General features: G+C 31.7%; 11 protein-coding genes. All 11 read left to right on the top strand.

What is annotated here, in order from left to right; all coding sequences use genetic code 11:
* Positions 1-203: 203 nt before the first annotated feature.
* The 11 genes from WN975_RS12225 to WN975_RS12275 all read left to right on the top strand — a co-directional run bounded on the left by WN975_RS12225 (position 204) and on the right by WN975_RS12275 (position 11894).
* The gene (locus tag WN975_RS12225; protein ID WP_337966777.1) at positions 204-2435 is read left to right on the top strand and encodes a pyocin knob domain-containing protein; all 2232 of its coding nucleotides are present in this window, start codon (positions 204-206) and stop codon (positions 2433-2435) included.
* Between the two features lie 424 nt (positions 2436-2859).
* Positions 2860-3054 carry a hypothetical protein gene (locus tag WN975_RS12230; RefSeq protein WP_337966778.1) on the top strand — a complete coding sequence of 65 codons (195 nt, stop codon included), beginning with the start codon at positions 2860-2862 and terminating at the stop codon, positions 3052-3054.
* A 67-nt stretch (positions 3055-3121) separates the two neighbouring features.
* Complete coding sequence (locus WN975_RS12235; RefSeq protein ID WP_337966779.1) at positions 3122-3592, top strand: hypothetical protein; 471 nt, start codon at positions 3122-3124, stop codon at positions 3590-3592.
* A gap of 20 nt (positions 3593-3612) precedes the next feature.
* Complete coding sequence (locus tag WN975_RS12240) at positions 3613-4170, top strand: DUF6046 domain-containing protein (RefSeq protein ID WP_337966780.1); 558 nt, start codon at positions 3613-3615, stop codon at positions 4168-4170.
* Entirely contained in the window at positions 4163-5467 is a 1305-nt protein-coding gene (locus WN975_RS12245; protein WP_337966781.1) for a hypothetical protein, read from the top strand. Before WN975_RS12240 ends, WN975_RS12245 begins: the two co-directional genes overlap by 8 nt.
* 10 nt (positions 5468-5477) lie before the next feature.
* Positions 5478-6485, top strand: a complete 1008-nt coding sequence (locus WN975_RS12250; RefSeq protein WP_337966782.1) for a hypothetical protein — start codon at positions 5478-5480, stop codon at positions 6483-6485.
* 2 nt (positions 6486-6487) lie between these two features.
* Positions 6488-8731, top strand: a complete 2244-nt coding sequence (locus WN975_RS12255) for a PAAR-like protein (RefSeq protein WP_337966783.1) — start codon at positions 6488-6490, stop codon at positions 8729-8731.
* On the top strand, positions 8712-9470 hold the full coding sequence (locus WN975_RS12260) for a hypothetical protein (RefSeq protein ID WP_337966784.1): 759 nt from the start codon (positions 8712-8714) through the stop codon (positions 9468-9470). The genes WN975_RS12255 and WN975_RS12260 overlap by 20 nt, the downstream gene beginning before the upstream one ends.
* A 152-nt stretch (positions 9471-9622) precedes the next feature.
* Positions 9623-10234: a hypothetical protein gene (locus WN975_RS12265; RefSeq protein ID WP_337966785.1), complete on the top strand. Its 612-nt coding sequence runs from the start codon at positions 9623-9625 to the stop codon at positions 10232-10234.
* A 64-nt stretch (positions 10235-10298) separates the two neighbouring features.
* Positions 10299-11048, top strand: coding sequence for a hypothetical protein (locus tag WN975_RS12270; protein WP_337966786.1), 750 nt, complete (start codon positions 10299-10301; stop codon positions 11046-11048).
* Between the two features lie 192 nt (positions 11049-11240).
* On the top strand, positions 11241-11894 hold the full coding sequence (locus WN975_RS12275) for a hypothetical protein (RefSeq protein ID WP_337966787.1): 654 nt from the start codon (positions 11241-11243) through the stop codon (positions 11892-11894).
* The last annotated feature ends 6 nt before the right edge of the window (positions 11895-11900 follow it).

Below are 11900 nucleotides of genomic sequence, written 5' to 3' on the forward strand. Positions count from 1 at the left end.
GTGTAATTATCACAAGAGGTGCGAAACACAATCAGAATTCTACTGAAACTACTGAAAAAGAGCCTCTTATTTTTCGTTTTTCAAACACTTCAATTGTATTTTTACACTCTCAAATCAAAGTACATTCTGTATAAAAGCGATACTCAAAAAATTCGAGTTTCTCAAAATCTACAATTTAATTTCGTAATCAATTTCAATATAATATGGCAACAAGTATTAATACCATTTTAGGCTGGTTTAAAACTGGCAACAAACCAACTCAAACACAATTTTGGAATTCCTGGCAAAGCTTTTGGCATAAAGATGAAGCAATACCACAAAGCAGTGTAACCAATCTGAAAAGTGCACTGGATTCGAAAACAGATGAATCACAATTCGAAAGCCACAAACTTGATCTAGCGGCTCATACTACTTTGTTTGCTGCTAAAGAAGATAGAACTCAAAAAGGTGTTTCTAATGGATATGCTCCATTAAACAGTTTTACAAAATTGGCAAGTCAATATTTAGACATAATAAATGACTTGGTTTCCGGTGGTTCTACTTCACTTTTAAGTGCTGAACAAGGTGTGATTCTGCAAAACCAAATCAATAATATAAATACATTATTGGTTTCAGACAATCTAAACCTCAACACACTTCAGGAAATTGTTGATGCTATTGAAGTCGTTCAAACTTCATTAAACTCAATTTTAGTAAATGATCTGACAACTGGCGGAACAACCAAAGCTTTGACTGCCGAAATGGGAAAACTTTTGCAAAATACCAAAGTAGATAAATCTACTGGAAAAAGTTTACTTGCTGATTCAGAAATTAATCGTCTTGCAACACTCGTTAATTATGCACATCCTGCAAATCATCCGCCAAGTATTATCGCTCAGGATGTTAATAATAGATTTGTAACAGATGCTGAAAAAGCAACTTGGAATGCTAAACAAGCTTCTCTGGGATTTACTCCTGAAAATACAATCAATAAAAATATTGCAAACGGATATGCCGGACTTGATGTTGACGGAAAACTGATCTCTTCACAAATTCCTTCGATAACTATAAATGATACTTTTGTAATTGCTTCAGAAGCTGAAATGCTGGCTTTAACTGTACAAACCGGAGACATAGCAGTAAGATCTGATTTAAATAAATCTTTTATCTTAAAAGGTAAAAATCCAACACTATTATCAGATTGGCAAGAATTACTTACACCAACTAGTGATGTAACAACCGTTTTTGGTCGAAATGGTGCTATTACAGCTCAAACCGGAGACTATACAGCTGACCAAATCACTGAAACAGCAACAAAGAAATTTCAATCTGCAAATCAGCAAGCGTTTAATGATGCAACGTCCAGCATTCAGACACAATTAAATTCAAAAGTATCAAATGCAACCCATACAGGTGATGCAACAGGTTCAACAACTTTAACTGTAAAAGGAATCAACGGAACTTTACTTTCAGAATTACCAACCGGTATTTTGAAAAACACAACTGCGACCGGCGTTCCTGTAATTGCAACGGCGAGTGATTTTCCAATATTAAATCAAGATACAACAGGAACGGCAAATAATGCAATAAATCTTGGTGGACAATCTTCTACCTATTATGCACCGATTAATTCACCAGCATTTCGAGGAACCCCAACAGCTCCAACTCTCGCATCGGGAACAGTCGGTGATCAATTAGCTACTACAGCTTTTGTTACAATTGCAAATTTAGACAACGTAAAAACATCTGGAAATCAAACTATAAACGGTAGTAAATGGTTTAATGGTTCTGTATTATTTGACTCTGGAGTTATCTTTTTAAAACAGCCTTCTGGTTCAGCATACAATACGATAATGACGTTGCCAGATGGAGTAGTAATTAGCCAAAATTCTATCGGTGACTTTAGAACAGACATAAGCTCAAAAGGTATAAAATTTGGTCGATCAACTATTCAGGCAGAGTTAAATACTGATAATTTAACAACTTCCAGAACTTTTTTAATTCCAAACCAATCTGGAACTCTGGCATTAAAAGGAGATTTTTTAACAACACCGGGAAGTACTAGTTCAACCCCTTCCTTGATAATCCCAAATGGAAATTTGACTACTACTCCACAAAATGGGGCAATCGAACGTGATTTGAACGGAATATTATGGGAAACTCATGGCGGAGTAAGGGAAAAAATAAGCGTTCCTGATGTTCCCTATAAAAGTATTACGAATCTAAACACTTTATTTACAAGCTACAGACGAAGTTCTGTTAATACTTGTCAGGTAAATTATCAAAGTGAATTTGCTCCTGATACTTCTCCATCATGGGGAATGTTAACAAGTTGCAAAACAGATGATGCCGGAGATTATGGTACTCAAACCTATATTTCGATGGGAACAGTTCCTAATACTTATGTTCGAAATTGCAACAATGGAACATGGTCTGCGTGGGTGAAATTAAATTAAACTTCACATTAGAAAATAAATATTTAAAAGCAATATTAATCTAAAGCTTACGCCAAAATCGATTGAAAAGTAAAATACCTTTTCTCGATTTTGGCGTATTTTTTTGACACGAAAAACCTGGTTTGACTAATCCAAAAAATCGGTGATTAAGCCCTCTCCAAAAAATCGGACAAAAACAACAACAAACACTTAATTAACAATTATTTAATATCAATTTGTTTTCTACTGAAACTACTGAAAACACAACTCCAATTTTTCGTTTTTCAGACACTTCTGCCGTATTTTTACATACTCTAATTCCAACTATTAGTTTGCCGAAAAGGCACAAAAAAACTCCTGCTTTCAGAATATTTCAGAAAGTGGATACCTCAACTATACACATAATTCTAATCATCATATTAACAATTAAAACAATAAGCGAATCATGGATTATACACCAAAAGATTTAGGAGAAACACCTAAAACACCAGACATGAGTAATTTCAAAAATCCTTTAATGCAAGCATCAGAAGCAAGCATTTTTATAGAAAGCTTTAACATCGCGCCTTTAAGTGTATCCGAAAAAAGCGAAAGTCTGACCGAAGCCATTAAAAAAGAAAGCAAAGATTCTAATATCTAATATTCGAAAAATACAAAGCTTAATTCTGCAAAAAAACAAAAAGACAAAACCGCTAAAAAACAAAAAAATGCCAGACGAAACAGCCATACAAAATCTAAAAGAAAAATACGGAAGTGTATTAAAACTTACCTCAGCGGACGAATTAACAACTACTTATTGCAAAAAACCTTCGTTCAACACCTTCTTAAATTATCAAAATATATACAAAGACAATCCGCATGAAGCGATCTTGTTTTTATTTAAAGAATGTGTCCTTGATCAGGAAAATTATGATGACGAATTCATGCTTTCTGCAGGAAATTCAATTGTTGCCATGATAAAAAAAGACAGCGAATTTTCAATAGATGCAACTCCGCAAAAAGATGAATTCAAAAAATCGGCAGCACTTATTAGGCATGCATTTCAGGTAGATCCTTATAAACTTTCTATGGATGAGTTTTATAAACTTCTCGAAGAAGCTCTTTGGTTACAAAAACACAACGAGAAAAGAATGGAAAATACTCTCATGACCGCTTTTGCACAAACATTTTCAAATTAAAAAACAAAAAATAAATCATTATGAAATTCAATTTTAATGTAAACGAAGTTTTAGATACCAAAGATCCGGAATACACTGGTATTAATTATAACGAATCTGAATCGAAAGATTTTATTATCGACAAAACCGGAGGCGAATTTAACTTAAGAGTCTTTGCACCTTTAGTTTTTGAACCTCTAACAAAAAGCGATCTTAATCTGCCAAGTTTACGAATCGATGCTGTTACCGTAAATCTAAATCGTTCAAAAGTCATCAAAAAAGAAGGAATCGAAGGAAGAGATTCAACCATAAAAGAGCACATTACAAATGGTGATTTCAGCGTTTCGATCGAAGGATTAATTGCGAATGAAACCGGAGATGAATATCCAAAAGAAAAGCTTTTTTTATTGAAACAATTCTTAAATGCACCTTATTCTTTAAGAGTAACGCACGCCATTTTGAACCGTTTTGGTATTTACGAATTAGTGATCGACTCCTACTCGATTCCTTCAATTTCGGGAACAAAAAACATTCAAAAATTTACTGCCAGCGCCACATCAGACGAAACTGTAGAACTAATAATCAGAGACAATGCTTAAACTAAATGCACGAATCAAAGTCTACGAAACGATACGACTTATTCCAACTCCTAAATATTATGAATTTACTTATGTCAAAAATGTAGACATAAACAGTTCATACAAATCCCTGACCGATACGGCAACTCTTGTAATGCCCAAAAAAGTATATACGGATACTAAAGGATTCGACCAAAACTTATTTGCAAATGCCAGCGGTGAAGAAAAAACAATACATGATTTCTTTAAAGTCGAAAATTTCATCGAAATATTCTTGGGATATGATGGCGATTACAAACCAGCTTTCAGAGGTTATATCACAGGAGTTCAGTCAGATATCACAACAGCTACAATTACTTGTGAAGATACAATGTATGCTTTTAAAAAAGTAAAAGCTGTAAAAGATGACGATGTTCAAAACAAAAATGACGTTCTGAATCTTGTCGCAACAAACCCAACCACGAATGTTGAGAATTTTAATCCTAAAACTTTTTTCGAAAAAAGAATCAAAGAACTAAAATTACCTTTTAAAGTAAATGCTCTTGACGAAGAATTGGGTAATATATTGGTTAACAGAAACCAAAGTCTGGCTCAGGTTTTTGAAATGCTAAAAGACAAAGGAATCTATACTTATTTTAAAACCGAAGAAACTGGTCCAGTGCTTACCATTACCAATAATCCGCAACAACATACTTTTGCTGAATTGGGTGGTTTTATTACTCGAAATTTCATCAAAAGCCCGTTGGCTGGAACACTTGTCAAAAAATTAATCAATCAGGGACTTAGTATTTTAAGTTCACAATTGGAAAAAGCGGGAAAATCAATTTCCGCAAGTTTCCCTGGAAAAGCACGTTTTAGATTTCGTTATAATATTATCGAAGACAAATTGGTCGTTGTCAACGAATCTACAAAAAACACGCGCACTCGAGTTGAGAAATATTTTAAGAACTCAAACACTCCAATTTACATTGAGTTAGGTGATCCGAATGGACAATTGACAAAAACTCATGTTTTGCATAACGATACCGATGATTTGCCAAATGATCCAACGGCTTTCAAAAAAGTAACCACGGAAGTTGCGTCAGAATTGTATCAATATGCTGCTTTGAGAGCAATGGAATCCAAACCAAGCGGATTCGAAGGTTCTTTCCTGACTTTTGGTGAGCCGTTTGTGCGACCAACTGACAAAGTGATTCTTGAAAACGCAAAGGATAAAGAGAAAAATGGAACTTTTCAGGTCGAAAAAGTGGAAAGAAGTTTTGGAGAAAACGGTTACAGACAAAGGATTTTTATAGGACGAAGAGTAGAAGCAATTTAAAAAAACAAAAATGGGAAATATAACAGATCTAATAAAAGATGTCGCCAATAAAAATCAGGTTATTGAAACTTTTGCGGCAAAAGTCATCGAAATAAATAATGAAATAGAATCATTTCACAATCCTGAAGATGCTTATACTGTAAACATTATGCGTGCCGATGGTGCCATACTTAAAAACGTGAGATTAAAAGCTTCGATTCTTGATGTAGAACAAGGAGTTATTACTATTCCTAAAAAAGACAGTTGGGTTTTGGCTACAATCATTGACGGAGTAGAAACGAGAGCATTTGTTTCTCAGTTTTCTGAAGTCGACAGATTAATGGGAAGAATACAAGCTACAAATGATCCAAAGTTATTTTTTGATTATAGTGCCGATGGTAATAAACTGCATATCCGTTATATAAAAACGGATACTGCAACAGAAACTAATGAAACTAAAATTCTTGATGTCGCTAAAATAGAGTTTGACAAAGACAAAAACTTTAAAATTAGTTATTTTGATGAAAAAGAAAACCCATTAGCAATTACACATTTTTCACCTGATAGTCTTAGAACGACTTTTAATTCGGTTAAAAATAATGTTGTAACAGAAGGTTCGGTTTTAACAATGACAAAAAGCGCTACCAATCTAAAATTAAATGATGATAACGGTAAAAAACGAACCAGTTTATTAATAGAACCAAGTAATATTTCAGCCCGTTTATATAATGACGATGAAAACGAAAAGCTGTCATTTGAAATGAGTGGTAACGAAAGAGCAGAAATAAAACTTACGGACTCAAACGACACAATTCTTTTAGAAAAAAACAGAATCCAATTAAAGAAAGATGCCAATAATTTAATTGAACTTTTAGGACAAAATGGTGTCAACATATTCACTTCCGGCAACATTAATTTAAAAGGAGATAATGTAAACATAGATGCCAGCTCAAATATCAATATTAAAGCAAATATGGCCATAAATGTAGAAGCAGTACAAGATACAACCATAAAAGGAGCAAACGTATTAATAAATTAATTATGGCAAAATATATATGTAACGGTGCCCAATGCAAATGTACCATGGGCACCAAAGATGGTACACTGGATGTTAAATCTCAAACCAAAATTTTTATCCAGGATAAATTAATGGCTACTGAAAATGAAAAATCATTTGTTTTTCCAAATTTTGTTAATTGTACTAGATCATCCCCATTTTCTCCATGTGTTCCAGATATTAAAGCACCTTGGAGCGGCACAAAAAACAATGTACTTCAGACTGAATATAAAGGACTCTTAGAAGATTCTAAGTGTAAATGTAGTTTTGGCGGAGAAATTTCTATCATAGATTCAAAACAAGCACAAACAAAAAATGTTATATTTGGAGATTACTCCTCAGAGCCAAAAGAGATTTCAAAGGTTTATGCCAAAGTCAGAACTTTAGAAACTTATAACGGAGAATTTGGTTTTGATTGGGTAGATGTCGACCCTGAAACAATGGAAATTCAAAAAATACAAGGTGTGCCCTTTGGAGAAGTAGAATACTTTTATAAAAAAGGAAACACAGCTGAGGATTTAGGAAACATAATACCCATAGGCGAAGATAAACCTGCTGCAATACAAGCGATTCAGAAAAATTATGGCCTAATTAATTTTGACAATCATTTCGAAATCCCTTTTGTTTTACTAAAACCAGGTCAGCCCGCCACATTGAGTCTGGAAGTTTTTTTTGAAGGAGAAAGTCAGGACGATTATATATCTATTACAGGAGATGAATTTTATAGTTTTAAAATTGACGGAGAAGAAGAAAGAAAGGATGAAAACGACAAAACAACAAAGAAAAAAATAGTAGCTAAGGAACAACTCAAGCTTACAATAAATTGCTCGAAAGAATCGTTAGACAAAAAATACTTTTTTTTACATACTGGTGCAAAAGGCCCACGTGAAATAGGCGGTCTAAACATGATGAAAAATAAAGTATTGAAACTAAAATTCAGGGTTATAGCTTTGGTATCAAATGAAGGAAATCCAAATGAGAAAGCAAAAGCCTTGTTTAAAAAATTTAAAAATGCAGGTATCAAAGAGTATCTAAACAATAACTCTCTTAACCAAGCAGGTTATGCAGTGGAGATTGAAAATTTTGAGGCTATGGATGCCAGTAAGGTCGATGATTATTTTTATGCTTTTGATAAGGAAGATTGGACTAGAAAAAAATATTTTGGGAGCATTATTAAACAAAAACCAGATGTTGATCCTGTTACCGGAAATTGTAGGATAGAAAGTTGGGACCCTATAAAAAAAGAGTGCAATAAAAAACCCGTTATAACTGAGGTAATAGTAGATGATCAAAAAGATTTGGGACTTTCTGATAAAGCAAACGAAATGGATGAAATAACAATATCAGAATACAAAAACAAATTGAGAAATAACGGAAAATCATTCAATGAGGGCGGGATTATTATTTTATCTGATTTCGAATCTTCAGATGAAAAGACGGGAGCATATAGCCGTACAAGTCCTCTTAATCATTATGCTTTAATCGTATATTCTACCAATACAAATAACAAAGATACTTATTCCCATGAAATTGGTCATATGTTAGGCTTACCCCATTTATTTTATGATTCAAAGGAAAAAGAAGAATATAAAGTTGCTAGAGAAAATATTTTAGGAAATGGATTGCCAGTCAATAATCCTGATGGAACAAAAAATGAAAAGTTTATTCCTCCTATAGAAACGAAGATTCTAAAATTGAATAGTGAAACAAATAAGATTTATAGCCTAACAACTATTATTGGAAAAAAAAGCACTCTGATTGAAAAAATAACGAAAACTAATATTTATTTTCAATATAAAATAAGTTATTACACAAGATTGAAGACTAATATTGAAAGAGAATATAGAGGACAACCCGGATCAACTATAGTAGCAGGAACTGGCAAAAACACACAAACAAAAGACCAATATTTATCTGTATGCAAAAATGAAATTGACAAAAACACGTCTTATTTACAAGAAAACACAAGCACTTTACAAATATTAAATTCTATTCATACAAATAAAATACAATTACATAAATATAAAATTAACTTAAAAGCTTCTGATTACTCATTAGTTCTAATTGAAACGAAAAAATATTATTACTCTGTTATTGATCAAATTCATTCAAACTATTTATTGTTTAAACAGGGGAGTACTAAAAATATTATGGATTATCATAATTCCAGATTAGTTTATTTTCATAATCAAATAAAAATCATGCGTGATGACATCGAAAACTATTAAATTATTTGGGTTACTCTTGACTATGTACACATTCTTCATAGGATGTAAATCTTACCAAAAAAAAATATTAGATCCCATAAAGGGGACTACGCAGGCATTAATGTATCTACACTCTAAATATGATTCAGATTTTCCTCCTAAACTAAAAATAGAGAATAACGGATTGGGAATTTCTCCAACAGAAGAATGGTTCAAGGAAGGCGGTGTCAGATTTGGCAAAACTGGGATTGATGATTCTAAAGAAGGTAAATGGCTAAGTGGTGATGCTGATTTTGATGAAAATGGAAATGTATATGCCAAAGGAGGAATATGGAAAGAGGAATATTTTAAAAATGGTCTACGTGATAGCATTTTTAGACAGTTTGATAATGATGACAAAGTGATCTACGAAACTACTTTTAAAATGGGCACAGGATTATGGAAAGAATTTTACGGCGATGGAAAGATTTATTTTGAAGCTTATACCAAAGAGGGTTATTTTACAGATACTCTTCATTTATATAATAAAGAAGGTGAAATTTTTGAAAAACGTCTTTATCAAAAAGATGCGTTGGTTTACTATGCAGGAAATGGCTGGTGTTTAAGATATAGATATAAACCTAATGACAGTACTTACTTAGAAGTAGATTCATACGAGGTAAAAAACTTAAAACAAGGAGCTTTTATAAATACTTTTACCTATAAAACTAAAGAAGAATTTGAGAATGATCACTTTGCAAAAAATACGTTAAAAAGATAAAACTAAAAATACTCTTTTCAGAATTCCTTTTTAACACAAAACATTTACGCAAAAAAATAATATCGGCGAAGTTATGAAACTTCGCCTGATGCGTTCTGATTCTGGTAGAATTAAATTTTTAGATCATCAAATTAAAATAATGAGAAAAGATTATGAAAATTATTAAATACCTACTCTTTTTGTGCCTATTTATTAGCTGCAAAACTAAGAACATTACGCTGGACATAGATAATACACAAGGTGGATATATAGGTAAAGCTAAAATCTATTTAAATAATCATTATTTTGAATGTAACTCTTGCCAAGAATATCTTCCTGTATATCAACCTTTATTTCTTTATAAAATACCACAAAACCATGGAGACTATATCAGTGAATTAGATGAATATATTGGAGACAGAACTGGTCAGCTAGTAGATGGGAAACAATCCGGGCAATGGATATCCAGAAGAGATTTTGATTATGACTCTTTAAGTTATAGTAAAAAAAGAAAATATATTTATAGAGAAGAATATTTTAAAAAAGGTTTACGAGATAGCATCTATAAGATTTACAACAAGGATGGGGAAATAATTTATTCCACTTATTTCAAAAATGGGAATGGCTTAGAAAAAGACTTTCATAAAAACGGAAAACTTTATTATGAAATGCAAATTAAAGACGGTTATTTTACTGATACTCTAAGAATTTATAATGATAACGGAAATCTGGTAGAGAAATTATTATACATAAAAGATTCACTAGTATATCAACAAAAGTTGTAATTTAATCAATACAACTTAGCTGAAAGAACCGAAATTTATAATCTTTTAAAACCAATATTCGAGTATGAAAAATTTCATAAATAATTTTATATTATTTCTGATCTTGATTTGTTTTTCTTGTAAAAATTCGAAAAAGCAAGATGTAGCCTATGAAATGCAAAATAAACTTAAAATTGATACAATATATATAGAGCATGATTATAAAAAAGCTTCCTATATAGATAAAGAGCTGGACAGTGTTATTTATAAATTGAGTATTTGCCATAGTAATGATTATGCTCTCGATGATTCAAGCAGACAAACCCTGTTATTAAAAAGAGAAATAGCTGTTGGAGATTCGTGCTTTATTCACTCAGATCTTGCTAAAGCATTAAGCTATGCAAAAAAGACACAACAAGATGAGTTTGTAAGAATATCGATCAATATTTTAGATAAAAAAGGGAAATATTCTGAAATAGCATTTTGGAATCAGAGAACTTTTACTGATAAAAAGTCCGGATCACGTAGCGAGTTAGCGGGGTATATAACTTTAGATGAAGGAAATTTTAAATACAAAAGTCATAATGAAAAAGGTCTCAAGATTAGCTATAATTATGGATTTGACGATTATCTGAAATTGAATACATTATACTTCATAAAAGAAAAAAATATGTGGAAAATAATTTCTAGAGAGTCAATTAATACATCTTCAGAAGAAAGTCAACACTATTTTATAGAAACAACTAATTTACATGGGCATTATGAAGGAGAATTATCAGATACTTTTCCTCCTTCCGAAAAAGTTGAAATAACAAATGAAATGATTATGTTTTAATAGAAAAGCCAATACTCTATCATTCATTTTACATGATCGAATTAAAAGAGTTGAAACAAGGAGCTTTCAGAAATACTTTTCGTTATAAAACTAAACAAGAATTTGAGGATGATTACTTTGCAAAAAGTACGTTAAAAAGATAAAACTGACTTTTACAAATACCGGGATAGTACATAGATAAAATATCACTTTATGAAAATAATAAAAACTATTTTGTGTCTGAGTTTATTAACTACAATTATTGTAAACGCACAACATAAAGTTTCTAAAACAACCGGACTTGAAAACAACAAGTCTCAAAAAAAAGCTTCTGCAAAATTTGATCTTTCAAAACGAATAAATTCATATCCTTTTAACAAAGCTTCCCAAATAAAAATCATATCCTATAATTTAAATTCTGATGGTATGACCAGAGTTTCAAGCGAAACTTATGACAAAGAAACCGGAATAACTGTAACAAATCTGGATTACAATATTGGTATTGAACTCCCAAGAAATAACTTAGATTCACTTTCTCTGGAAAATTTCACCCAAATTAAAACCTTAAACCTTTCGCAAATAGAAAAATTATCAGACATAGTGTATAACACTTGTTCGAAATTAAATACTAATTGTTCACAGATTATCAGAGGTTGTTATTTGCCAAGAAATGCTATTTTATTTTTTGACGAGAATGGTAAAGTGTTTGAGTATTTAGAAATATGTTTTGAATGCAAAACAAAAGAGTCTTTTGGAAAAATAGAAAATTTAGATTTAAATGATTATATGTACAACGATTTAGAAAAATATTTTAATAATTTAGGTATCAGAACAAAGTATGAACCTCTTGCTTCTCCTTCTAAATAACTTTAA

It is taken from the genome of uncultured Flavobacterium sp. (assembly GCF_951805225.1).
GTDB lineage: Bacteria > Bacteroidota > Bacteroidia > Flavobacteriales > Flavobacteriaceae > Flavobacterium.